The 24,377-nt window shown below is 71.8% G+C and carries 17 protein-coding genes; 13 read left to right on the top strand and 4 right to left on the bottom strand.

Annotation, left to right across the window (positions count from 1 at the left end):
• Window positions 1-81: 81 nt before the first annotated feature.
• Together miaB and ABT122_RS01485 are read left to right on the top strand one after the other, a co-directional pair.
• Entirely contained in the window at window positions 82-1,602 is a 1,521-nt protein-coding gene (gene miaB, locus ABT122_RS01490; protein ID WP_351543539.1) for a tRNA (N6-isopentenyl adenosine(37)-C2)-methylthiotransferase MiaB, read from the top strand.
• Window positions 1,603-1,818: 216 nt separating this feature from the next.
• Window positions 1,819-2,523, top strand: a complete 705-nt coding sequence (locus ABT122_RS01485; protein WP_351543536.1) for a class III extradiol ring-cleavage dioxygenase family protein — start codon at window positions 1,819-1,821, stop codon at window positions 2,521-2,523.
• 117 nt (window positions 2,524-2,640) lie between these two features.
• Here the strand turns inward: ABT122_RS01485 and ABT122_RS01480 are convergent, their stop codons facing one another.
• Window positions 2,641-2,889, bottom strand: a complete 249-nt coding sequence (locus tag ABT122_RS01480; protein ID WP_351543533.1) for an antitoxin — start codon at window positions 2,887-2,889, stop codon at window positions 2,641-2,643.
• Window positions 2,890-2,910: 21 nt separating this feature from the next.
• Window positions 2,911-3,201, bottom strand: coding sequence for a hypothetical protein (locus ABT122_RS01475; protein WP_351543530.1), 291 nt, complete (start codon window positions 3,199-3,201; stop codon window positions 2,911-2,913).
• Window positions 3,202-3,385: 184 nt separating this feature from the next.
• Here ABT122_RS01475 and miaA point away from each other — a divergent pair, with 184 nt between their 5' ends.
• The 5 genes from miaA (at window position 3,386) to hflX (ending at window position 11,025) form a co-directional block, all read left to right on the top strand.
• The gene (gene miaA / locus ABT122_RS01470) at window positions 3,386-4,324 is read left to right on the top strand and encodes a tRNA (adenosine(37)-N6)-dimethylallyltransferase MiaA (RefSeq protein WP_351543527.1); all 939 of its coding nucleotides are present in this window, start codon (window positions 3,386-3,388) and stop codon (window positions 4,322-4,324) included.
• A gap of 106 nt (window positions 4,325-4,430) precedes the next feature.
• Window positions 4,431-4,868 carry a hypothetical protein gene (locus ABT122_RS01465; RefSeq protein WP_351543647.1) on the top strand — a complete coding sequence of 146 codons (438 nt, stop codon included), beginning with the start codon at window positions 4,431-4,433 and terminating at the stop codon, window positions 4,866-4,868.
• A 484-nt stretch (window positions 4,869-5,352) separates the two neighbouring features.
• Window positions 5,353-7,563, top strand: coding sequence for a RelA/SpoT family protein (locus ABT122_RS01460; RefSeq protein WP_351543524.1), 2,211 nt, complete (start codon window positions 5,353-5,355; stop codon window positions 7,561-7,563).
• A gap of 65 nt (window positions 7,564-7,628) precedes the next feature.
• Window positions 7,629-9,308 carry a M1 family metallopeptidase gene (locus ABT122_RS01455; protein WP_351543521.1) on the top strand — a complete coding sequence of 560 codons (1,680 nt, stop codon included), beginning with the start codon at window positions 7,629-7,631 and terminating at the stop codon, window positions 9,306-9,308.
• A gap of 202 nt (window positions 9,309-9,510) precedes the next feature.
• Window positions 9,511-11,025, top strand: coding sequence for a GTPase HflX (hflX, locus tag ABT122_RS01450; protein ID WP_351543518.1), 1,515 nt, complete (start codon window positions 9,511-9,513; stop codon window positions 11,023-11,025).
• Between the two features lie 141 nt (window positions 11,026-11,166).
• Here hflX and ABT122_RS01445 read toward each other — a convergent pair whose 3' ends face one another.
• Window positions 11,167-12,357: a trypsin-like serine peptidase gene (locus ABT122_RS01445; RefSeq protein ID WP_351543516.1), complete on the bottom strand. Its 1,191-nt coding sequence runs from the start codon at window positions 12,355-12,357 to the stop codon at window positions 11,167-11,169.
• Between the two features lie 360 nt (window positions 12,358-12,717).
• Between ABT122_RS01445 and ABT122_RS01440 the strand changes: the two genes are divergently transcribed.
• From ABT122_RS01440 to ABT122_RS01425, 4 genes are all read left to right on the top strand, one after another.
• Window positions 12,718-14,127 carry a diaminobutyrate--2-oxoglutarate transaminase family protein gene (locus ABT122_RS01440; RefSeq protein ID WP_351543513.1) on the top strand — a complete coding sequence of 470 codons (1,410 nt, stop codon included), beginning with the start codon at window positions 12,718-12,720 and terminating at the stop codon, window positions 14,125-14,127.
• Window positions 14,128-14,155: 28 nt separating this feature from the next.
• Window positions 14,156-16,027, top strand: a complete 1,872-nt coding sequence (locus ABT122_RS01435) for an IucA/IucC family protein (protein ID WP_502976075.1) — start codon at window positions 14,156-14,158, stop codon at window positions 16,025-16,027.
• Between the two features lie 92 nt (window positions 16,028-16,119).
• Complete coding sequence (locus ABT122_RS01430) at window positions 16,120-16,869, top strand: GNAT family N-acetyltransferase (protein WP_451068740.1); 750 nt, start codon at window positions 16,120-16,122, stop codon at window positions 16,867-16,869.
• Between the two features lie 181 nt (window positions 16,870-17,050).
• Entirely contained in the window at window positions 17,051-19,021 is a 1,971-nt protein-coding gene (locus ABT122_RS01425) for an ATP-dependent DNA helicase (RefSeq protein WP_351543510.1), read from the top strand.
• A gap of 245 nt (window positions 19,022-19,266) precedes the next feature.
• On the opposite strand, the gene lexA is transcribed toward ABT122_RS01425, so the two are convergent.
• Complete coding sequence (gene lexA, locus ABT122_RS01420; RefSeq protein WP_351543507.1) at window positions 19,267-20,061, bottom strand: transcriptional repressor LexA; 795 nt, start codon at window positions 20,059-20,061, stop codon at window positions 19,267-19,269.
• A 672-nt stretch (window positions 20,062-20,733) separates the two neighbouring features.
• On the opposite strand from lexA, the gene nrdR reads away from it, so the two are divergent.
• Both nrdR and ABT122_RS01410 read left to right on the top strand, forming a co-directional pair.
• On the top strand, window positions 20,734-21,246 hold the full coding sequence (gene nrdR, locus ABT122_RS01415; protein ID WP_351543504.1) for a transcriptional regulator NrdR: 513 nt from the start codon (window positions 20,734-20,736) through the stop codon (window positions 21,244-21,246).
• Between the two features lie 172 nt (window positions 21,247-21,418).
• Window positions 21,419-24,304, top strand: coding sequence for a vitamin B12-dependent ribonucleotide reductase (locus tag ABT122_RS01410; RefSeq protein WP_351543501.1), 2,886 nt, complete (start codon window positions 21,419-21,421; stop codon window positions 24,302-24,304).
• Window positions 24,305-24,377 lie beyond the last annotated feature (73 nt).

Below are 24,377 nucleotides of genomic sequence, written 5' to 3'. Positions count from 1 at the left end.
AGGATCTGTCCAGGGGACGCCAGAAGCGGGGGAGCGCCGTTCCGGGGCAGAGCTGTCCCCGGCACCGCCTACCCTTGTCACATGACCAGCAGTGACCGGAGCCAGGCAGTGGACGTTCAGCGCAGTTACGAGATCCGCACCTACGGGTGCCAGATGAACGTCCATGATTCCGAACGCCTGTCCGGACTGCTGGAGGGCGCGGGCTATGTCCGGGCCCCCAAGGACGCCGACGGTGACGCCGATGTCGTCGTCTTCAACACCTGCGCCGTCCGGGAGAACGCGGACAACAAGCTCTACGGCAACCTGGGCCGGCTCGCCCCCATGAAGACCAGGCGCCCCGGCATGCAGATCGCCGTCGGCGGCTGTCTCGCCCAGAAGGACCGCGACACCATCGTCACCCGGGCCCCCTGGGTCGATGTCGTCTTCGGCACCCACAACATCGGCAAGCTGCCCGTCCTGCTGGAGCGCGCCCGCGTCCAGGAGGAGGCCCAGGTCGAGATCGCCGAGTCCCTGGAGGCCTTCCCCTCCACGCTGCCGACCCGCCGCGAGTCCGCCTACGCCGCCTGGGTCTCCATCTCGGTCGGCTGCAACAACACCTGCACCTTCTGCATCGTGCCCGCGCTGCGCGGCAAGGAGAAGGACCGCCGTCCCGGCGACATCCTGGCGGAGATCGAGGCCCTGGTCGCCGAGGGTGTCTCCGAGATCACCCTCCTCGGCCAGAACGTCAACGCCTACGGCTCCGACATCGGCGACCGCGAGGCCTTCAGCAAGCTGCTGCGCGCCTGCGGGGCCGTCGAGGGGCTCGAACGCGTCCGCTTCACCTCGCCGCACCCCCGCGACTTCACCGACGACGTGATCGCGGCGATGGCGGAGACCCCCAATGTGATGCCGCAGCTCCACATGCCCCTCCAGTCCGGCTCGGACGCCGTGCTCAGGGCGATGCGCCGCTCGTACCGCCAGGAGCGTTTCCTCGGCATCATCGAGAAGGTGCGCGCCGCGATCCCGCACGCCGCCATCTCCACCGACATCATCGTGGGCTTCCCCGGCGAGACCGAGGAGGACTTCGAGCAGACCCTGCACACGGTCCGCGAGGCGCGCTTCGCCAACGCCTTCACCTTCCAGTACTCCAAGCGGCCCGGCACCCCCGCCGCGACCATGGACGGCCAGATCCCCAAGGAGGTCGTCCAGGCCCGCTACGAGCGCCTGGTGGCCCTCCAGGAGGAGATCTCCTGGGACGAGAACAAGAAGCAGGTCGGCCGGACCCTGGAGGTCATGGTCGCCGAGGGGGAGGGCCGCAAGGACGGCGCCACCCACCGCCTCTCGGGCCGCGCCCCCGACAACCGGCTGGTCCACTTCACCAAGCCGGACCAGGAGGTGCGCCCCGGTGACGTGGTGACCGTCGAGATCACCTACGCGGCGCCGCACCATCTGCTCGCCGAGGGACAGGTCTCCGCCGTGCGCCGCACCCGCGCCGGGGACGCCTGGCAGAAGCGCCAGGACGCCCCGGCCGCCCAGCCCGCCGGTGTGATGCTGGGCCTGCCGCGGATCGGCGTCCCCGAGCCCCTGCCGGCGGCCGCCGCCCCGGCCTGCGGCCTGGGCTGACGCGTCCGGCCCGACGGCTGACGGGCCTCCTCCGCGCCGCGCGGCGGCCACTGGCACCGCTCCCAGGGGCGCGGGCCCGCTCCCGTCCCGTCGGACGCGCCCCCCGGCGCGATACCCCCTCCGCGCCGCGCCCCGAACCCCCGGCCGGCGCGGGGTCCACGGGGCCGGCGGCTCCGGCCGGGCCGGGCCCTCCCGATACGGACTAGGCTGCCGATCATGCTTGTCGCCGCCGCCGTCTGCCCCTGTCCTCCGCTGCTCGTGCCCGAGGTCGCCGCAGGCGCCGCGCCCGAACTGGACGCGGCACGGGCCGCGTGCGCCGACGCCGTGGGCGTGCTCGCCGCCGCCCGCCCCGATCTGCTGTTCGTGGTCGGCCCCGCCGCCGACCCGGACCGGGGCACCCATCACGCGGGGGCGACGGGCTCCTTCCGGGGCTTCGGCGTGGACGTCGCGGTACGTCTCGGAACCGGCCGGCCCCAGGAGCGCGAGCTGCCGCCCTCCCTGGCCGTCGCCGCCTGGCTGCTGGGCCGGGCGCACTGGGCGCCCCCCGTCGAGGGGCTGGCGGTCGCCGAGGACATGGAACCGGCGCGGGCACTCGCGGCCGGGCGCCTGGCCGGGGCCCGGGCCGACCGGGTCGCCCTGCTGGCGATGGGGGACGGCAGCGCCTGCCGCACCCTGAAGGCCCCCGGCTACCTCGACGAGCGGGCCGAGGCCTTCGACGCGCTGGCGACCAGGGCGCTGGGGGACGCCGACACCGGGGCCCTGGCGGCGCTGGACGCCCCGCTGGCGTACGAACTCAAGGCGGCGGGCCGCTCCACCTGGCAGGTGCTCGCCGGTGCCGCCGAGGGCGCGGGACTCGCCGGGCGGCTCCTCTACGAGGACGCGCCCTACGGGGTCGGCTACTCCGTCGCCGCCTGGTCCTGAAGGCCCGCGCCGGACCGGCCCGCGCCGGACCGGCCCGCGCCGGACCGGCCCGCGCGACGGCGGACGGCCGCGGAGCATGCGCTCCGCGGCCGTCCGCCGTGACCGTGCCGAACCGCCTCAGGAAGCCGGAGGCGGCGGCGGAGTGGTACCGCCGTCGTTCTTGTGCGCGATGCGGTCCAGTGCCTCCTTGGCCTTGCCGGTGCCGGACTCGATCTTGTCGCTGTACTTGCCCTTGGTCCGGGCGTCGACCGCGTGAGCGGCCTTGTCGAGGCCCTGCTCGATCTTGCCCCCGTGCTGCTGCGCCAGGTCGGTGACCTTGTCCTTGGCCGGGGCGAGCTTGGCCTTCAGGTTGTCCAAGAAGCCCATGGGGCACCTTTCCTCGTGGGACTACTGACGGGCGCCCTCGCCGGCCTCGCGGTCCGCCGCCTCCCCGGCCGACTGCTGCCGGGGAATCTCCACGCCCTCGGTCGCCGCGGCTTCCGCCCCCTCGGCCCGCTCGGCCTCGGGTGCCTCGGCCGCCGGGGACTTCGCCCGCGCGTCCTCGGACGCCTCGGTCCTGCTTGCGCTCCCGGCCCCGGGCTCCACCGCCACACTGTCGGCGGTCTTCTCCTGTGCCGGGACGTCCTTGGCACCCGTGGCTTCCTTGGACCTACGAAGGAACCGTGCAAAAACGCCCATATTTACTCCATAGCTTACTCGTGGGAGGGATGTTCCGCGCCGCCCGGAGCGCTTTGCCGCGGTATCGCCGGGGGCACCGGTCGGGAAACCGGCGTTCGGAACCTCGCAACAGGCAACGACCCCCCAGCCGTGCCGTCACTTCGCTCGTTCGGGGAGATCCCCCGGGGTTTGCGAGACTGGGGCGGTGAGAAGTGCAGCTCCCGCCCCGCGGGTCATCGCCGTCGTCGGCCCCACGGCGGCCGGAAAGTCCGATCTCGGCGTCTTCCTCGCCCGGCAACTGGGTGGTGAGGTCGTCAACGCCGACTCCATGCAGCTCTACCGGGGGATGGACATCGGCACCGCCAAGCTGACGCCGGGCGAGCGCGGCGGGATTCCCCACCACCTGCTCGACATCTGGAACGTCACCGAGGCAGCGAGCGTCGCCGAGTACCAGCGGCTCGCCCGGGCGGAGATCGACCGGCTGCTCGCCGAGGGCCGGACACCGGTCCTCGTGGGCGGCTCCGGGCTCTATGTGCGCGGTGCCATCGACGCCCTGGAGTTCCCCGGCACCGACCCCGCGATCCGCGCCCGGCTGGAGGAGGAGCTCACCGAACGGGGCCCCGGAGTCCTGCACGCCCGGCTCGCCGCCGCCGATCCCGAGGCCGGCCGGGCGATCCTCCCGGGCAACGGGCGCCGCATCGTCCGCGCCCTCGAGGTGATCGAGATCACCGGGAAGCCCTTCACGGCCAATCTCCCCGGCCACGACAGCGTCTACGACACCGTCCAGATCGGCGTCGATGTCGGCCGTCCCGAGCTGGACGAGCGCATCGCGCTCCGGGTGGACCGGATGTGGGAGGCCGGTTTCGTCGAGGAGGTCCGCGCTCTGGAGGCGCGGGGGTTGCGCGAGGGGCTCACGGCGTCACGCGCCCTCGGCTACCAGCAGATCCTCAGGGCGCTGGCGGGCGAGTGCACCGACCAGGAGGCTCGCGAGGAGACCGTGCGCGCCACCAAACGCTTCGCGCGCCGCCAGGATTCATGGTTCAGAAAAGACCCGCGGGTGCATTGGCTCAGTGGAGCCGTCGCCGACCGCGGGGAACTTCCCGGACAGGCGCTGGCGTTGATCGAACGAGCGGTTACAGCCTGATCACGTGATGGCATCGGGACGCCCTGCCCGTCATACAGGGGCCCCCGGCCGTGCCATCATCGAGCATCGATCGACTGTGAAGTCCGAGTTGGGAGGGCGCGTGGCGATGGAGGCCGGCCCTCACGACACAGACCAGCAGTATCGCGGCACGGCGCGCGGCGCCCCCGGTCTGAGTCCCGACGGACCCGACGACGAGGGGCTCATCGCCGACGAGGTCGAGGTGGAGCTGCGCCCGCCGCGCAGACTGCGCATCTGGCAGCTCGCCCCCATCGTGATGCTCGGCGCGCTCGGCTCCCTGATGTTCGGCTTCCCCCTCGCCTTCGGCACGGGCGGCGGTGCGGTGGTCGCGATGCTCGGACTGCTGATCAGCTGCTGTGCGGCGGGCTGGGGTGTGATGGCCGCCCGCCGGGTGGGCCACACCTGGCCGGGGCTGCCGGCCCGCGGCTCCGGCGAGCGGCCGGACTGGCGGGTCATGGCGCTGTACGTCGGAGTGGCCGCGCTGCTGGTGGCGCTCGCCGTCTGGCGCGTCGCCCGCCTCCGCTGAGCCGCCCGCCGCCGTCACCCGGGCGGCCTCCTCGCCCCCTGAGCGCGCCGGCCGCACCCGAATCGTCCGGGGCCCCGGCGCATCCGGACCACCAGGGGTCCGGGCAGGCGCACCCGCACCGCCACGACATTCCCCGCGCACCCGGGCCACCCGGGCCCCCGCGCACCCGGGCCACCCGGGCCCCCGCGCACCCGGGCCACCCGGCCACCACCCGGGCCCCCGCGCACCCGGGCTGCCCCGGGCCCTGGCCCCCGGGCCATCACCCGGGCCCCGCCCCGAGCCCCCGGCGTACGCGAAACGCCCGCGGTTCCGTGCGTACGGCTCAACCCCGCCCCCATAGAGCTTCGCTCGAATGGGTGATCCGTTTCACGCTCGGCGAGAGGCGGACTGCTCCACGTGGTGGGCTCGGTAGCATCAAGCACCGGCCCGGAGGGCACCCCTGCTCTTCCCACCGCCGGTCGAATGCCGCCCGGAGGTGCCCCCCATGAGTGCAGAGGCCGTCAACCCTGGCGCCCACAGCCGCAGGCGCGGCCGTCCCCGAATCGACCTCCGAAGGCTGGGCCGCGCGGCCCTCCTCGGACCCGCGGGCCGGGACCGTCTGCCCGACGCGATCGGACATGTGGCGGAAGCCCACCGGGCGCACCATCCCGACGCCGATCTCGCCATCCTGCACCAGGCGTACGTCCTCGCGGAGTCGTCCCACCGGGGACAGTTCCGCAAGAGCGGCGAGCCGTACATCACCCATCCTCTCGCCGTCACCCTGATCCTCGCCGAACTGGGCGCCGAGACCACCACCCTGACGGCCTCCCTGCTCCACGACACCGTCGAGGACACCGAGGTGACCCTCGACCAGGTGACGGCCGAGTTCGGCGCCGAGGTCGCCTATCTGGTGGACGGGGTCACCAAACTGGAGAAGGTCGACTACGGGGCCGCCGCCGAACCCGAGACCTTCCGCAAGATGCTCGTCGCCACCGGCAACGACGTCCGGGTGATGTCGATCAAGCTCGCCGACCGGCTGCACAACATGCGCACCCTGGGGGTGATGCGGCCCGAGAAGCAGGTCCGTATCGCCAAGGTCACCCACGAGGTCCTCATCCCGCTCGCCGAGCGGCTCGGCGTCCAGGCGCTCAAGACCGAACTGGAGGACCTCGTCTTCGCGATCCTCCACCCCGAGGAGTACGACCGCACCCGTGAGCTGATCGCGGCGAACGCCTCCGCCGGCGCCGCGCTCGACACCATGGCCGAGGGCTTCCGGGCCGTGCTCCGCGACGCGGGCATCACCGCCGAAGTCCTGATCAGGCCGCGCCACTTCGTCTCCGTCCACCGGGTCCGCGCCAAACGCGGCGAGATGCGCGGCACCGACTTCGGGCGGCTGCTCGTCCTCGTCGCCGAGGACGCCGACTGCTACGCCGTCCTCGGCGAGCTGCACACCTGCTTCACGCCGGTGATCTCCGAGTTCAAGGACTTCATCGCCGCCCCCAAGTTCAACCTCTACCAGTCGCTGCACACCGCCGTCGCGGGCCCCGGGGGAGCCGTCGCCGAAGTCCTCATCCGCACCCAGCAGATGCACAAGGTGGCCGAGGCCGGGGTGATCGCCCTCGGCAACCCGTACGTACCCGTGGAAGGCGCCGAGCCGGCGGACGGCGAGCGCGCCGACCCCACCCGTCCCGGCTGGCTCTCCCGGCTCCTGGAGTGGCAGCAGTCCACACCGGACTCCGATGCCTTCTGGACATCGCTGCGGGCCGATCTCGCACAGGACCGGGAGATCACCGTCTTCCGCGCCGACGGCGGCACCCTGGGCCTGCCGGCGGGCGCGAGCTGCGTCGACGCGGCGTACGCCCAGTACGGCGAACGGGCCCACGCCTGCATCGGAGCCCATGTCAACGGGCGCCTGGCGACGCTGAGCACGGTGCTGAGCGACGGCGACACCGTCCAGCTCCTGCTCGCGCGCGACGCCGACGACGCACCCGACGCGCCCCACGCACCCGCCGCACCCGCCGAACCCGGAGCGGAGACCGCGCCCGGCGCGCACAGGACACCGGGGGCGCGGGACGCCCAGCGGCCCCCCGGCCCCCAGGACGCGGTCTCCGGTCCCGCGCCCGGCTGGCTCGACCACGCCCGCACCCCCGCCGCGCGCATCGCCATCACCGCCTGGCTCCAGGCCCACCCCGAGGAGACCCGGCCCGCCGCGACCGCGCCCCGCAGACCCGCGCCCGCGCCGCCCGACGCCGGCCTCCCCACCGCCGCCTGCGCCGTCGCCGGCCTGCCCGACGCGACCGTACGGCTCGCCGGATGCTGTACGCCGGTGCCGCCGGACGCGGTCACCGGCTTCGCCGTACGCGGCGGTGTGGTCACCGTCCACCGCGAGCAGTGCCCGGCCGTCTCCCGGATGAAAGCCCGGGAGCGGGCCCCCGTGGTGGTGCGCTGGGACGACGCGGCGGGCTGCCGGGTCACCCTCGTCGCCGAGTCCTTCGGCCGTCCCCGGCTGCTCGCCGACCTCACCGAGGTCATCGCGATCAAGGGCGCGGCCATTGTCTCGGCGACCGTGGAGCCCCCCAGCGAGCAGCGCGTACGCCACACCTACACCCTGCAACTCCCCGACGCGGCCGGGCTGCCCGCCCTGATGCGCGCCATGCGCGATGTGCCGGGGGTGTACGACGTGAGCCGCACCCAGCATCCGGCCGCCACCGGCTGATCTCGTTCGGGTGGTGCGACGCGCGCCGCCGCCACCGGCGCGGCGCGCACTGGTAGCGGTAGGGCATGCTGCCCGATTCCCCGCCCACCGGCACCCGGCGATCCCCGGCCGGGGCCACCCGGCGCCGGCTGCGCGCCGCGCTGCTGGCCGCCGCGTCCGCCACTCTGATCGCCGCCGCCCTGCCGCCGCCCGCCCCCGAGCCGCTCGGCATCGGGGACCCGCTCTTCCCGTACCTCGGCAACCCCGGATACGACGTGGTCGCCTACGACATCGCGTTCACCTACGGGGGCAGCAACACCACCCCGTTGCAGGCCGTCACCGCGATCGAGGCCCGCGCCACCGAACGGCTGGAGCGCATCAATCTCGACTTCAGCCACGGCACGGTCGGCGCCGTGCGGGTGAACGGCCTCCCCGCCGGGTTCGAGACCGTGGAGGAGGACCTCGTCGTCGAGCCCTTCCTGCCACTGGAGGCCGGCTCCCGGGTCAGGATCACCGTCGAGCACACCAGCGACCCGCGCGGCACCGGGGGCGGCTGGATCACCACCGGCGACGGACTCGCCATGGCGAACCAGGCCGACGCGGCCCACCGCGTCTTCCCCTCCAACGACCACCCGGCGGACAAGGCGTACTTCACCTTCCGGGTCACCGCCCCCAGCGAGCTGACGGCCGTCGCGAACGGCGTACGGATCGGCACCCGGCAGCAGGACTCCACCACCACCTGGACCTACCGCACCCGCCACCCCATGGCCACCGAACTCGCCCAGGTCTCCATCGGCACCTCCGCCGTCCCCACCCGCGAGGGCCCCGGCGGACTGCCCGTGCGCGATGTCGTCCCGGCGAAGGACGCCGCCCGGCTGGAGCCGTGGCTCAGGAAGACCCCGGACCAGCTCCGGTGGATGGAGGGCAAGGTCGGCCCCTATCCCTTCGAGAACTACGGGGTGCTGATCGCCGACGCCGCGACCGGCTACGAACTGGAGACGCAGACCCTCTCCCTCTTCGAGCGCCGCATCTTCACCAACAGCGCGTTCCCCGAGTGGTACGTCGACTCGATCATGGTCCATGAGCTGGCCCATCAGTGGTTCGGCAACAGCGTCTCCCCGCGCACCTGGTCCGATCTGTGGCTGAACGAGGGGCACGCCACCTGGTACGAGGCCCTGTACGCGGAGGAGAAGTCCGGGCACCTCATGGAGACCCGGCTGCGCGAGGCGTACCGCCGCTCCGACCAGTGGCGCGTCGACGGCGGCCCGCCGGCCGCGCCGAAGCCGCCGCGGCCCGGACAGAAGATCAGCCTCTTCCGGCCGGTGGTGTACGACGGCAGCGCACTGGTCCTGTACGCCCTCCGGCAGACGATCGGGACCGAGGCGTTCGAGCGCCTGGAGCGGGCCTGGGTCGCCGATCACCGGGACGGGACGGCGACCACCGCGGACTTCACCGCGCTCGCCGCCAGGATCGCCGAGCGCGACCTCACGGACTTCTTCGACGCGTGGCTGTACGGGACGCGCACACCGCCGATGCCCGGGCACCCGGAGTGGAGGAGCGCGGCGCCGGTCGAGCCCGAGCCGCAGAAGACCCCGGCGGCCGGGGAGCCCGCGGAGGAATCCCCGGCGGAGGCCGGAGCCGGGAAGGAGCCAGCCGCCGTCGGCGCGTCCCCCGCGGAGGCTGCCGCGGGGGACGCGCCGGCTCCCGGAGCGGACTCCGCCACGGAGACAGCGGCCCGCCGCCCGCCCAGGGTCCCGGCCGGCTGACACCCGGCGCGCCCGGGAAACCGGGGTGACGGCCCCACGGGCTCCGTGGGACCATCGAACGTGTCGGCGACGCCACCGGGGCCGGTTTTTCCCAGCCGTGTCGGCGCGGGAATCATCCGGGCTCGTCACGCGTTGTGACTGACGCGGGCCGCACCGGATTCCTCCGGCACGGCCAGGACTGTCCCATCGACGTAAGGACCCAATGACCTCCTCTTCTTCCCCTTCCCAGGACGAGCAGAGCTTCGACGAGCAGCGCACGCAGAGCTCCGCGGACAGCCGCGCCGAGAGCCTCCGGGCCGATGCCCTGATGGAAGAGGACGTCGCCTGGAGCCACGAGATCGACGGAGACCGGGACGGCCAGCAGCTCGACCGGGCCGAGCGGGCCGCGCTGCGGCGGGTCGCCGGCCTCTCCACCGAGCTCGAGGACGTCACCGAAGTCGAGTACCGGCAGCTGCGCCTGGAGCGTGTGGTGCTGGTCGGCGTATGGACCTCGGGGACCGCGCAGGACGCGGAGAACAGCCTCGCCGAGCTCGCCGCACTGGCCGAGACCGCGGGCGCCATGGTGCTCGACGGCGTGATCCAGCGCCGTGACAAGCCCGACCCGGCCACCTACATCGGTTCCGGCAAGGCCCAGGAGCTGCGGGACATCGTCCTCGAATCCGGCGCGGACACCGTCGTCTGCGACGGTGAGCTGAGCCCCGGCCAGCTGATCCACCTGGAGGATGTCGTCAAGGTCAAGGTGGTCGACCGGACCGCCCTGATCCTCGACATCTTCGCCCAGCACGCCAAGTCCCGGGAGGGCAAGGCGCAGGTCGCCCTGGCCCAGATGCAGTACATGCTGCCCCGGCTGCGCGGCTGGGGCCAGTCGCTCTCCCGTCAGATGGGTGGCGGCGGCGGTGGCGGCATGGCCACCCGCGGTCCCGGTGAGACCAAGATCGAGACGGACCGCCGGCGCATCCGCGAGAAGATGGCGAAGATGCGCCGGGAGATCGCGGAGATGAAGACCGGCCGGGAGATCAAGCGGCAGGAGCGGCGGCGCCACAAGGTGCCCTCGGTCGCCATCGCGGGCTACACCAACGCCGGGAAGTCCTCTCTGCTCAACCGCCTCACCGGCGCCGGAGTCCTGGTGGAGAACGCGCTGTTCGCCACCCTGGACCCCACGGTCCGCAGGGCCGAGACCCCGGGCGGCCGCCTCTACACCCTGGCCGACACCGTCGGATTCGTCCGGCACCTTCCGCACCACCTGGTGGAGGCCTTCCGCTCCACCATGGAGGAGGTCGGGGACGCCGATCTGATCCTGCACGTGGTGGACGGATCGCACCCGGCGCCCGAGGAGCAACTGGCCGCCGTGCGCGAGGTCATCCGTGATGTCGGCGCGGTCGACGTGCCCGAGGTCGTGGTGATCAACAAGGCGGACGCGGCCGATCCGCTGGTCCTCCAGCGGCTGCTGCGCATCGAGCGGCACGCCATCGCCGTGTCGGCGCGGACCGGCGAGGGCGTCGCCGAACTGCTCGCCCTCATCGACGCGGAACTGCCCAGGCCCGAGGTCGAGATCGAAGCCCTCGTGCCGTACACCCAGGGCGGTCTGGTCTCCCGGGTGCACGCCGACGGCGAGGTGCTCTCCGAGGAGCACACCTCCGAGGGCACGCTTCTCAAGGCTCGGGTCCATGAGGAACTGGCGGCGGTGCTCGCGCCGTACGTCCCGGTCCCGAACTGACCCGGTGGCCGGAGCCGCTGACCCGGCGTCCGGCCCCGCACAGTGAGAACAGCGGCGGTGGCCGCTCCCCGTGAGGGGAGCGGCCACCGCCGCTGTCGTGCGCGGGCGCGGCGGCTCTCCGGGCCGAAGTGGTCCGGAGAGCTACTGCCCCGCGTGCTTGCCGCTGACCGCCTCGTAGACCGCTTCAGCCTCGGCGCCGAGCCGGGGTCCGGCCAGCCAGCCCGCCGCCACCGGGCCGATCGAGGTGTTGGAGACCAGCGCGCGGCGGCCGTCGCTGCCCTCGGCCACCCAGCCGCCTCCCGAGGAACCACCGGTCATGGTGCAGCCGATGCGGTACATCGTGGGCTCGTCCGCCTTCACCGACAGCCGCCCCGGCCGGTCCGGGCACTGGAACATCCGCTCGCCGTCGAAGGGCGCCGCCGCCGGGTAGCCGGTCGCCGTGATCTCCTGGATGTCCGCCACGGACGGAGCGTCGAACTCCACCGGAAGCGCCGAGCCGACCGTCTCCTCCAGCGAGGTGCCGCTGCCCTTCTCCGGGGTCACATGGATCACCGCGAAGTCGAAGGGCGCGCCCTTGCCACCGGACTTGGCACCGCGGTCGATCCACTGCTCGGAGGTCTTCACCCAGTCCGCCCACCAGACACCGTGCGGAGCCACCTCGTCCTTCGAGACGCTCTCCAGTTCGGCGCTCGGCCTCGCGCTGTCGTTGTACGACGGCACGAAGGCGATGTTCCGGTACCAGCCGCCCTGCTTGCCGGCATGGACACAGTGCCCGGCCGTCCACACCATGTTGGACCTGCCGGGGTTCGCCGGGTCCTGCACCACCGTCGCCGAACAGACCATCGATCCCTCGGGCCCGTCGAAGAAGACCTTGCCGGCCTCCGGGGCGCTCGTGCGGTACGGGGCGCTGACGGACCGCGCCTCGACGGGCGCCGGCACCGGGTCGGTGACGCCCTCGTCCCCGGAGATGTTCCGGTCGACCGGCTGGGCCGGGGGAGTCTCCGCCTCGCGCATCCGGTCCGGGTCCCACAGATCCTCGATGATCGGATTGACATAGTCCTGGGCCTCGCGGAGCCACTTGTCCTTGTCCCAGTCCCGCCACTCGCCATTGCGCCACTTGTCCAGGTCGATCCCGTGTTCCCTGAGCCGGTTCTTGAGCTCCTCCAGGTCCTCCGGGATGTTGATCCTGTCCTTGATGCCCGCGTCGCCCCCGTCGGCGGAGGCGTTCGGCTTGTCGCCCGTGCCGCCGTCGGTCGAACCGCAGCCGGTGGCGGTCAGCGCGAGTACGGCGGCGAAGGATGCCGCCACAAGGGCCGGGCGCATGGGTCGCATGTCGTGTTCCCCCTGGAACTTCGGATTTTCTCTGCTCGTGACCGCGAGGATGACGGAGCCGGGCCGTACCCGGAACCGCCGCGAACCCTACAAGGCGGCGCCGCCGCCCGAACGCGGCCCCCTGCCGGCCGTCGCCGAAGGGGACGGAACCCGCCGGGCCCCGGTTCCGCCGGGGCAAGGATCTTCGGGCAGCCCGTGATCCGAGGCTCATGGCGTCGTTGGTACACACGGGGACCAGGAGGGAGCACGGGAGGTGAGCCGCCCGCGGTTCGGCCCCGCCGGGCGGCCGGGACCGCACTCCCCGCCCGATACGAGCCGCGCCGAAGGCGGCGCGACCTGACCGCTGGAGGACCGACAGCCGTGGCCGTGACCCCATCCGCTTCCGCGTCGTCGGCCCTGCACGAGGGCATCCTGCGCCGGCAGTCACTGCGCGAGTCATCGGCCCGCACCTACGCCCGCTCCCTGCCCATCGTCCCGGTCAGAGCCCGCGGACTGACCATCGAGGGCGCGGACGGCCGTCGCTATCTCGACTGTCTCTCCGGCGCGGGCACCCTGGCCCTCGGCCACAACCACCCGGTGGTCCTCGAAGCCATCAGGAAGGTCATCGACTCCGGGGCGCCCCTGCACGTCCTCGATCTCGCCACCCCGGTCAAGGACGCCTTCACGACCGAGCTGTACGCCACGCTGCCCCCCGCCCTCGCCGACGACGCGCGCATCCAGTTCTGCGGCCCCGCCGGCACCGACGCCGTCGAGGCGGCGCTCACCCTGGTCCGCACGGCGACCGGCCGGAGCGGCCTGCTCGCGTTCACCGGGGCGTACCACGGCATGACGGCCGGAGCCCTCGACACCTCCGGTGGAGCCACCGAGACCCGGGTCACCAGGCTGCCCTTCCCGCAGAGCTACCGCTGCCCCTTCGGGGTCGGCGGAGAGCGCGGCGAGGAACTGGGCGCCCGGTGGATCGAGAGCCTGCTCGACGACCCCAGGAGCGGAGTGCCCGACCCGGCGGCGATGCTCCTCGAACCCGTGCAGGGGGAGGGCGGGGTGCTTCCCGCTCCCGATCCCTGGATGCGCAGCATGCGGAGGATCACCGCGGACCGCTCCATCCCTCTGATCGCCGACGAGATCCAGACCGGCGTCGGGCGCACCGGCGCCTTCTGGGCCGTGGAGCACAGCGGGATCGTGCCCGATGTCATGGTCCTCTCCAAGGCCATCGGCGGTTCCCTCCCTCTCGCGGTGATCGTCTACCGTTCCGGACTCGACATCTGGCAGCCCGGAGCCCATGCCGGCACCTTCCGCGGCAACCAGCTGGCCATGGCCGCCGGGGCGGCCACCCTCGCCCATGTGCGGGAGAACCGGCTCGCCGACCGTGCCGGGACTCTCGGGGCCCGGATGCTGAGCAGCCTCCGGGACCTGGCCTCCGCCCACCCCTGCGTGGGGGATGTCCGGGGCCGGGGCCTGATGATCGGCGTCGAACTCGTCTCACCGGACCCGGACCGGGGCACGGACCCGGACCCGGCCCCTGGCACGGGCACCATCGCCGGCCGGGCGGCACCTCCCGCACCCGCGCTCGCCGCCGCCGTCCAGCGGGAGTGCCTGAGCCGAGGGCTCATCATCGAACTCGGGGGCCGCCACCGTGCCGTCGTACGTCTCCTGCCGCCGCTCACCCTCACCGACGAACAGGCCACGGCCGTCCTCGACCGCTTCGCCGACGCACTGGCGGCCGCGGAGCGCACCACCCGCCCGGGAGACCCCCGCAGCCGGTCCCACTGAACCGGCCCCAGCCAAGGAACCCCTCTCCGTGAACGCCAGCCCCGCACCCGAAGAGCCCGAAACCGTGGCACAGGACCCCCCGCCCGCCCCGGCGGTCCCCCGCCGGCGCGGCGGAATCGAGGATCACCACGCACCGGGCCCGGAGGCCCGGCACCCGGCCGCCGACCACCTCGACGACCCGGACCCCCACCGCGCCGCGGACCGGGCCACCGCCGAGAACCTGCTGCGCTGCTGGGTGCGGGAGAACGGCGTCCCGCGCCCGGACGGACCCGTGCTGCGCATCCCCCTCCACTCCGACGGCAGTGTGCTCCTCGCCCCCGTCCGCTACTGGTCGCCCACCGGATGGCACCGCTTCGCCCGGCCCGCCCTGGAGGAGAGCGCCGAGCCCCGCCGGGCGACCCCCGTCGACGCCGTCGCCCTCGCGGCCCTCCTCGCCCGGGAAGCGGGCCGAGCCGAGGCCCCCGACCTGGTGAACCGTGTCGCCGACTCCGTCAGCCGGACCGCCCTCTTCCTCACCGAGCGCCGGGCCCACCCCGCCCCCGCGTCCGGCGCTGACTCCTTCCTCGCCGCCGAACAGTCCCTGGTCCTCGGGCACCCGCTGCACCCCACACCCAAGAGCCGTGAAGGGCTCTCCGAGACCGAGACCCGGCTCTACTCACCCGAACTGCACGGCTCCTTCCCTCTGCACTGGATGGCCGTCGACCGGTCCGTCCTCGCCACCGACTCCGCCTGGACCGAACAGAACCGGCCACTGCCCGCCGAACGGCTCACCGCCCGTCTCTGCCCCGGCCTCCCCCTCCCCGACCACACCGTCGCCCTGCCCCTGCACCCCTGGCAGGCGGACGAACTCCGCCGCCGCCCCGCCGTCACCGACCTCCTCGGCGCCGGTCTCCTCCACGACCTCGGACCCCACGGCGAAGCCTGGCTCCCCACCTCCTCGGTCCGCACGGTGTACCGTCCCGGTGCCCCGGTCATGCTCAAGTTCTCCCTCGGACTCCACATCACCAACTCCCGCCGGGAGAACCTCCGCAAGGAACTCCACCGGGGTGTCGAGGTGCACCGGCTGCTGCGCTCCGGGCTCGCGCAGGAGTGGCACGCCGCCCATCCCCGCTTCGACATCGTCCGCGACCCCGCCTGGATCGCCGTCGACACCAGCCCCGCCGACACCATCCGCGGCCGGCCGGTCCCCGGACTCGATGTCGTCCTGCGCCACAACCCCTTCACCTCGGCCGACGACACCGTCTGTGTCGCGGGACTCGCCGCGCTCCGTCCCTGGCCCCGTGTGCCAGGGATGCGCTCACGGCTCGCCGCTCTGCTGACCCGGCTCACCGCCCGCACCGGCCGCCCGGCCGGTGCCGTGGCCACCGAGTGGTTCCGGCGCTACCTCGACCAGGTGATCCTCCCGGTGCTCTGGCTCGACGCCACCGCCGGGATCGCCCTCGAAGCGCACCAGCAGAACACCATGGTCGTCCTCGACTCGGAGGGCTGGCCCGCCGGAGGCCGGTACCGCGACAACCAGGGCTACTACTTCCGTGAGTCGCGCCGTGCGGAACTCGAACGCCGCCTCCCCGGTATCGGCTCCCACAGCGACACCTTCGTCCCCGACTCCGTCACCGATGAACGCTTCATCTACTACCTCGCCGTCAACAATGTCCTCGGGCTGATCGGTGCCCTCGGCTCACAGCACCTCGCGGATGAGGAGGCCCTCCTCGCGGCCTTCCGGCACTTCCTCGCCTCGGCCGCCGCTCTCGGCTCTTCCCTGCCCGCCCACCTCCTGGAGACGCCCACTCTCCGTGCCAAGGCCAATCTGCTCACCCGGGTCCACGGCCTCGACGAACTCGTCGGCCGCGTCGAGACCCAGTCCGTCTATGTCACGATCCCCAACCCCCTCCACTCCTGACCCCTTTTCCCGGCCGGCCGCCCCGCCACGTACCCCGGAGCCCGCCGCCCCCGGACGTGCCACCCCGACCCGACTGCGAGAGGAGCGCCCCTGTGCCTCCCACCGACGCGAGCTCCGGCGCCGCCGGACCAGGCCCCCGGCTCGCCGGGGCCGCCGGGGACCCGGCGGCCGAAGGAATCGATGACACCCTGGAGCTACGGCTCCCGGAGGAACTCCTCGCACTCTTCCGCACGGCGGAACACGACGACCGCACTCCCGGCCCCGATGCCGCCCCTCTGCTGGACAACCCCGGCACCTGGGGGCCGATCACCACATCCGAAGGGGTCTTCCAGCTCGTACCCGCTCGCGTCGACCGGGATCTGGCGCTGATCAGCCACTGGATGAACGACCCGGCCGTGGCCCCTTTCTGGGAGCTGTCGGGCCCCGAGGCGGTTGCCGAGGCACATCTGAGCGGTCTCCTCGGCGGCGACGGCCGCAGTGTTCCCTGTCTCGGCGTGCTCGATTCCGTCCCCATGAGCTACTTCGAGATCTACCGCGCCGATCTCGATCCCCTGGCGCGCCACTACCCCGCCCGCCCCCATGACACCGGCGTCCACGTCCTGATCGGCACGGTCGCCGACCGGGGCCGCGGAATCGGCTCCACCCTGCTCAGAGCCGTCGCCGATCTCGTGCTCGACCACCGGCCGCGGTGCTCCCGCGTGATCGCGGAGCCCGATCTGCGCAACACCCCCTCCGTCTCCGCCTTTCTCAGCGGAGGCTTCCGCTTCTCCTCGGAGACCGAGCTTCCCGGCAAGCGGGCCGCTCTGATGGTCCGCGACCGGGCCCTGCGGAACCTGCTGTGACCCGAGCCGCACTCTCTTCACGTACGGCGCCCGGGATTCGTTCCGGCGTGAGGGCCGCTCGGCCAGGGTTCCCCCGATCGGGTGAAGACGCCGGGGACGGGGCAGGCCGCGCCACCGCTCCGAGCTGATTCTGGCGGGATCGGATCGCAATGTCAGTGGCGAGCCGTAGGGTGGTCGGCCTATGACGAAGCCATCCCTCCCCGAACTCCTCCATGCCGCCGTCACCGCTGTCGGCGGCACGGAAAGGCCTGGTCAGATCGCCATGGCCGAAGCTGTCGCCTCGGCTGTCGACGACGGCTCGCACCTGCTGGTCCAGGCCGGCACCGGCACCGGAAAGTCCCTCGGCTATCTGGTGCCGTCGGTGGCGCACGGCGAGAGGGTCGTCATCGCCACGGCGACACTCGCGCTCCAGCGCCAGCTGGTCGAGCGCGATCTGCCCCGCACGGTCGACGCGCTGCACCCGCTGCTGCGCCGCCGCCCGGAGTTCGCGATGCTCAAGGGACGGTCCAACTACCTCTGTCTCCACCGGCTGCACGAAGGGGTGCCGCAGGAAGAGGAGGAGGGGCTCTTCGACCCCTTCGAGTCCGCCACACCGACCAGCAAGCTCGGCAAGGACCTGCTGCGCATGCGGGACTGGGCGGACGAGACGGAGACCGGCGACCGCGACGCGCTGACGCCGGGCGTCTCCGACCGTGCCTGGTCCCAGGTTTCCGTCTCCTCCCGGGAGTGCCTGGGGGCGTCGAAGTGCGCCTACGGCGCGGAGTGCTTCGCCGAGAGTGCCAGAGAGCGGGCCAAGCTCTCCGATGTGGTCGTCACCAACCACGCCCTGCTCGCCATCGACGCCATCGAGGGCGCCCCGGTCCTTCCGCCGCACGAGGTCCTGGTCATCGACGAGGCCCATGAGCTGGTCTCCCGGGTCACCGGAGCGGCCACGGGCGAGCTCACACCGGGCCAGGTCAACCGCGCTGTGCGCCGCGCCGCCCGGCTGATCAACGAGAAGGCGGCGGACTCCCTCCAGACGGCATCGGAGACCTTCGAGCGGCTGATGGAGCTGGCCCTCCCGGGTCGGCTGGAGGAGATCCCCGAAGATCTCGGCTACGCCCTGATGGCGCTGCGTGACGCGACGCGCACGGTGATCTCGGCCCTCGGTTCCACCTGTGACAAGTCGGTCCAGGACGAGGACGCCGTCCGGAAGCAGGCCCTGGCCTCGGTGGAGAGCATCCACGACGTGGCCGAGCGCATCACCCAGGGCTCGGAGTACGACGTGGTCTGGTACGAGCGCCACGACCGGTTCGGAGCCTCGCTGCGGGTCGCGCCGATGAATGTCTCGGGGCTGCTGCGCGAGAAGCTGTTCACCGAGCGCTCGGTGGTGCTGACCTCGGCGACCCTCAAGCTCGGCGGCGATTTCAATGGTGTGGGGGCTTCGCTGGGGCTGTCCCCCGAAGGGACCGCGGGGGACGATGTCCCGCAGTGGAAGGGCCTCGACGTGGGCTCGCCCTTCGACTATCCGAAGCAGGGCATTCTCTATGTCGCCCGCCATCTGGCGACGCCGGGCCGCGAGGGCTCCCGGGGCGACATGATGGATGAGCTGGCGGAACTGGTGGAGGCGGCCGGCGGGCGCACGCTCGGGCTGTTCTCGTCGATGCGGGCCGCCCAGGCCGCGGCCGAGGAGCTGCGGGGCCGGCTCGGCCATCGCATTCTCCTCCAGGGCGAGGAGACGCTCGGGGAGCTGATCAAATCCTTCGCCGCGGACCCCGAGACCTGTCTTTTCGGCACGCTCTCGCTGTGGCAGGGGGTGGATGTGCCGGGGCCCAGCTGCCAGCTGGTGGTCATGGACCGCATTCCGTTCCCCCGGCCGGACGATCCTCTGATGAGCGCTCGGCAGAAGGCGGTGGAGGAGAACGGCGGCAATGGCTTCATGGCGGTGGCCGCGACCCATGCCGCCCTGCTGATGGCCCAGGGCGCGGGCCGGCTGGTCCGCGCCACCGGAGACCGGGGAGTGGTCGCGGTTCTCGATCCCCGGCTGGCGAACGCGCGGTACGGCAGCTTTCTGCGGGCGTCGCTGCCGGACTTCTGGTACACCACGGACCGGAACCAGGTGCGGCGCTCGCTGGCGGCCATCGACGGCGCCGCGAAGGCCGCGGGCGCCTAGGGAGTTTCTTTCGGATCGGGCCGGATCGGTGCTCGGGGTCCGGTGCCGTGGATCGCGAGGCGGAGGAGGGAGCCCACGCGGAGCGTCGGCGACTGACGACAACGCGGCGGGGCGCGGTGCCGGGGCTCGCGAGCCCGGCACGATCCGAAAGAGACGACCTAGACGGGGCGGGGCTCTGGAGGACATGGCAGGGCCCCGGAACCGGCGCAGTGGGTCCCGGGGCCCGGTCAGGGGCGGCGGATGCTTCACACCCGCCGCAATACCGCCACCACCTTGCCGAGGATGGTCGCCTCGTCACCGGGGATCGGCTGGTAGGCGGCATTGTGCGGGAGGAGCCACACATGACCGTTCTCCCGCTTGAAGCGCTTGACCGTGGCTTCGCCGTCCAGCATGGCGGCGACGATGTCGCCGTTCTCCGCGACGGGCTGACGGCGCACGGTCACCCAGTCGCCATCGCAGATGGCGGCCTCGATCATGGAGTCGCCGACGACCTTCAGGACGAACAGTTCGCCGTCACCGACGAGCTGGCGGGGGAGGGGGAAGACATCCTCCACCGATTCCTCGGCGAGGATCGGACCACCGGCGGCGATTCGGCCGACGAGCGGTACATAGGAGGCGGCGGGCTTTCCGCTGGTGTCGGTGGGCTGGGCGCTGGGCTGGTCGGAGCCCCGCACCTCATAGGCGCGGGGGCGGTGGGGGTCACGGCGCAGGAAGCCCTTGCGCTCCAGGGCCATCAGCTGGTGGGCGACGGACGAGGTGCTGGAGAGGCCGACGGCCTGGCCGATCTCCCGCATCGACGGGGGGTAGCCCCTGCGCTGCACGGAGTCGCGGATCACCTCGATGACACGCCGCTGCCGATCGGTGAGTCCGGAGCTGTCCGCCCTGATTCCTGGAGGTCGGCCGGGAAGTGAGCGCGCGGCCCTGGAGGGGTCGGCCCCTTCAGGGCTCGTGGCTGCGTCGGTCATGGCATGCATCGGCTCGAATCGGTTCTGGGAGCGGTCCTGGGCAGTGATGGCGGCACTGTCAGCGGTGGTGGTCACGTCGGCCCCTCTCGAATGGTCTCCCTAGCTGGACAACGGTAGTTGGTTTCGAAAGGTTGCGCCAAACACACGTTCGAGTGAAAAATTGCGGATTGACTTACGCGTACTGGTGATTCGGTGTATGCGTGAGTGCTTCCGGCGATCGCCCATGTGACCGGTCAATCACCCGGAACTCCGCCGGCCAATCACCCGGAACGTACCGACCGGTAATGCGCGCGGGGTGACCGCGCGGCGATTCCGTCGATAACGGTAGCCCTCCGCCCCGATTCGGAACGGCCGGGGGTGCGCCAGTCTCGCATCGCGGGGACCGGAATCCTGGAAGCCGGACCCGGAATGCCGGATGCCGCGCCCTTCCCGTACGCTCGTGGCCGACCCCGGACGCCCCCGCGCGCCGTCCGGCCGCGCCCTCGCGCCGCCGCCCCGCGCCGGCCCGGCCCCGTGGTGTCACCACCCGTGAGCCCTCTGCGATCGTCGCTCGTCATGCGACACGCGCCAGGGGGGTGAAACGCGGCCCAACCCCAGATGTAGTGGTTGGATTGTGCGTGTCGCCCAGAAGTTGTGGTCCCTGGTCTCTCAAGGTCATGGGCATCGCCTATGCTGGGGACTGCTTCGAAGGGCTTCGACGAGCCCGTCGAGGTGATTCAGTCGTGCCGAGAAGGAGGGTTGGGATACATGCACTGCCCCTTCTGCAGGCACCCCGACAGCCGGGTCGTCGACAGCCGTACCACCGACGACGGGACGTCGATCCGGCGCCGTCGCCAGTGCCCCGACTGCTCCCGCCGTTTCACCACGGTGGAGACCGCTTCCTTGATGGTCATCAAGCGCAGTGGTGTGACCGAGCCCTTCAGCCGCACCAAGGTCATTTCCGGGGTGCGCAAAGCGTGCCAGGGGCGGCCGGTGACCGAGGACGCACTCGCTCAGCTCGGCCAGCGGGTCGAGGAGGCGGTGCGTGCCACCGGGAGTGCCGAGCTGACCACGCACGATGTGGGGCTGGCCATACTCGGCCCGCTGCAGGAGCTCGACCTCGTCGCCTACCTGCGCTTCGCGTCCGTCTACCGGGCGTTCAATTCCCTTGAGGACTTCGAGGCGGCCATCGCGGAACTCCGCGAGCAACGGTCGCCCGCAGAGAACAACGGGACCGGAGGGACCCCCGTGGTCCCCGTTCCCAGCGCCGCCGCAGGCTGAGAGACGCCGAGCGGAGCGGCTCGGCCCCACGCGACCGGACGACCGGTCGCCGGCGGGGCGGAAATCAGGATCTGCCGTGGGCGCCGACGCGCGCCCACGACACCACACCAGCACAGTGCTCCGGGAAGAACTCGGCACTTCACGATGTTTTTGCCCGTATATGGGAGGCGGCATGACAGAGACGACGAGCGGCCCGGCACGAGGGTCCCGCGCCAAGGGGACCAAGGCCACCAAGGGTCTGCGTATCGAGCGCATCCACACCACTCCCGGCGTGCATCCGTACGACGAGGTGGTCTGGGAGCGCCGTGACGTCGTCATGACCAATTGGCGCGACGGCTCGGTCAACTTCGAGCAGCGTGGCGTCGAGTTCCCCGACTTCTGGTCGGTGAACGCGGTCAACATCGTCACCAGCAAGTACTTCCGCGGGGCTGTCGGCACTCCCCAGCGCGAGACCGGTCTGCGGCAGCTGATCGACCGGATCGTGAAGACGTACCGGAAGGCCGGCGAGGACCACAAGTACTTCACCTCGCCCGCCGACGCCGAGATCTTCGAGCACGAGCTGGCGTACGCCCTCCTGCACCAGATCTTCAGCTTCAACTCGCCGGTCTGGTTCAACGTCGGCACCCCCCAGCCGCAGCAGGTCTCCGCCTGCTTCATCCTGGCCGTCGACGACTCCATGGAGTCGATCCTCGACTGGTACAAGGAAGAGGGGATGATCTTCAAGGGCGGCTCCGGCGCCGGCCTGAACCTCTCCCGCATCCGTTCCTCCAAGGAACTGCTCTCCTCCGGCGGCAACGCCTCCGGTCCGGTCTCCTTCATGCGCGGAGCCGACGCCTCCGCCGGAACCATCAAGTCCGGCGGTGCCACCCGGCGCGCGGCCAAGATGGTCATCCTCGATGTCGATCACCCCGACATCGAGAGCTTCATCGAGACCAAGGTGAAGGAGGAGGAGAAGATCCGCGCTCTGCGCGACGCGGGCTTCGACATGGATCTGGGCGGCGACGACATCACGTCCGTCCAGTACCAGAACGCCAACAACTCGGTCCGGGTGAACGACGAGTTCATGAAGGCCGTCGAGGCGGGCTCCTCCTTCGGGCTGCGGGCCCGGATGACCGGCGAGGTCATCGAAGAGGTCGACGCCAAGTCGCTCTTCCGCAAGATGGCCGAGGCGGCGTGGGCCTGTGCCGACCCGGGCATCCAGTACGACGACACCATCAACCACTGGCACACCTGCCCGGAGTCCGGCCGGATCAACGGCTCGAACCCGTGCAGCGAGTACATGCACCTGGACAACACGTCCTGCAACCTCGCCTCGCTGAACCTGATGAAGTTCCTCAAGGACGACGGCGAGGGCAACCAGTCCTTCGAGGCCGAGCGCTTCGCCAAGGTCGTCGAACTGGTCATCACGGCGATGGACATCTCCATCTGCTTCGCCGACTTCCCCACCCAGAAGATCGGTGAGAACACCCGGGCGTTCCGTCAGCTGGGCATCGGCTACGCCAACCTCGGCGCCCTGCTGATGGCGACCGGCCACGCCTACGACAGCGACGGCGGCCGCGCCCTCGCCGGGGCCATCACCTCCCTGATGACGGGTACGTCCTACCGGCGCTCCGCCGAGCTGGCCTCGGTCGTCGGCCCGTACGACGGTTACGCCCGCAACGCGGCCCCCCACAACCGCGTCATGCAGCAGCACGCCGACGCCAACACCAAGGCCGTCCGCGTGGACGACCTGGACACCTCGATCTGGGCCGCCGCCACGGAGGCCTGGCAGGACGTGATCCGGCTCGGCGAGAAGAACGGATTCCGCAACGCCCAGGCGTCCGTCATCGCGCCCACCGGCACCATCGGTCTCGCGATGTCCTGCGACACCACCGGCCTGGAGCCCGACCTCGCCCTGGTCAAGTTCAAGAAGCTGGTCGGCGGCGGCTCGATGCAGATCGTCAACGGCACGGTCCCGCAGGCGCTGCGCCGCCTCGGCTACCAGCCCGAGCAGATCGAGGCGATCGTCGCCCACATCGCCGAGAACGGCAACGTGGTCGACGCTCCCGCGCTGAGGACCGAGCACTACGAGATCTTCGACTGCGCCATGGGCGAGCGGTCCATCTCCGCGATGGGTCACGTCCGGATGATGGCGGCGATCCAGCCCTGGATCTCCGGCGCTCTCTCCAAGACGGTCAACATGCCGGAGACGGCGACCGTCGAAGAGGTCGAGGAGATCTACTTCGAGGCGTGGAAGATGGGCGTCAAGGCGCTCGCGATCTACCGTGACAACTGCAAGGTCGGCCAGCCCCTCTCCGCGAAGACCAAGGAGAAGGAGAAGGCCGAGATCACCGAGAAGACCGAGGACACCATCCGTGCCGCGGTCGAGAAGGTGGTCGAGTACCGCCCGGTCCGCAAGCGCCTGCCCAAGGGGCGTCCCGGCATCACCACCTCTTTCACGGTGGGCGGCGCCGAGGGTTATATGACCGCGAATTCCTACCCGGACGACGGTCTGGGCGAGGTCTTCCTGAAGATGTCCAAGCAGGGCTCGACCCTCGCGGGCATGATGGACGCCTTCTCGATCGCGGTCTCGGTCGGTCTGCAGTACGGCGTTCCCCTGGAGACCTATGTCTCCAAGTTCACCAATATGCGTTTCGAGCCGGCCGGTATGACGGACGACCCGGATGTGCGGATGGCGCAGTCGATCGTGGACTACATCTTCCGCCGCCTGGCGCTGGACTTCCTGCCCTTCGAGACCCGCTCGGCCCTCGGCATCCACTCGGCCGAGGAGCGTCAGCGCCACCTGGACACCGGTTCCTACGAGCAGTCCATCGACGACGAGATGGACGTCGAGGGTCTGGCCCAGTCGGCCCCGCTCCGGCAGGAGCCGACCCCGGTCGCCACCCCGCAGGCCGCGGTCGCGGCGCCCGCCCAGGCCCACACCTCGGCGGAGCTGGTGGAGATGCAGCTCGGCATCAGCGCCGACGCGCCGCTCTGCTTCTCCTGCGGTACGAAGATGCAGCGGGCGGGTTCCTGCTACATCTGCGAGGGCTGCGGGTCGACCAGCGGTTGCAGCTGATCACCGGCCGCCGGTGACGGCGGTGTCGTGAACGGGGAGGGCGCCGGCCTGTGGCCGGCGCCCTCCGCCGTGC

The sequence above is a fragment of the Streptomyces sp. NPDC001985 genome (assembly GCF_040296845.1).
In the GTDB taxonomy this organism is placed as follows: domain Bacteria; phylum Actinomycetota; class Actinomycetes; order Streptomycetales; family Streptomycetaceae; genus Streptomyces.
This window is presented reverse-complemented; position numbering and strand designations above follow the sequence as displayed.

Excerpts from the sequence above, each read along its gene's own strand:
- miaB (WP_351543539.1), top strand. The coding sequence starts at position 82 with ATGACCAGCAGTGACCGGAGCCAGGCAGTGGACGTTCAGCGCAGTTAC.
- ABT122_RS01485 (WP_351543536.1), top strand. The coding sequence starts at position 1,819 with ATGCTTGTCGCCGCCGCCGTCTGCCCCTGTCCTCCGCTGCTCGTGCCC.
- ABT122_RS01480 (WP_351543533.1), bottom strand. The coding sequence starts at position 2,889 with ATGGGCTTCTTGGACAACCTGAAGGCCAAGCTCGCCCCGGCCAAGGAC.
- ABT122_RS01475 (WP_351543530.1), bottom strand. The coding sequence starts at position 3,201 with ATGGGCGTTTTTGCACGGTTCCTTCGTAGGTCCAAGGAAGCCACGGGT.
- ABT122_RS01465 (WP_351543647.1), top strand. The coding sequence starts at position 4,431 with ATGGAGGCCGGCCCTCACGACACAGACCAGCAGTATCGCGGCACGGCG.
- ABT122_RS01460 (WP_351543524.1), top strand. The coding sequence starts at position 5,353 with ATGAGTGCAGAGGCCGTCAACCCTGGCGCCCACAGCCGCAGGCGCGGC.
- ABT122_RS01455 (WP_351543521.1), top strand. The coding sequence starts at position 7,629 with ATGCTGCCCGATTCCCCGCCCACCGGCACCCGGCGATCCCCGGCCGGG.
- hflX (WP_351543518.1), top strand. The coding sequence starts at position 9,511 with ATGACCTCCTCTTCTTCCCCTTCCCAGGACGAGCAGAGCTTCGACGAG.
- ABT122_RS01445 (WP_351543516.1), bottom strand. The coding sequence starts at position 12,357 with ATGCGACCCATGCGCCCGGCCCTTGTGGCGGCATCCTTCGCCGCCGTA.
- ABT122_RS01425 (WP_351543510.1), top strand. The coding sequence starts at position 17,051 with ATGACGAAGCCATCCCTCCCCGAACTCCTCCATGCCGCCGTCACCGCT.
- nrdR (WP_351543504.1), top strand. The coding sequence starts at position 20,734 with ATGCACTGCCCCTTCTGCAGGCACCCCGACAGCCGGGTCGTCGACAGC.
- ABT122_RS01410 (WP_351543501.1), top strand. The coding sequence starts at position 21,419 with ATGACAGAGACGACGAGCGGCCCGGCACGAGGGTCCCGCGCCAAGGGG.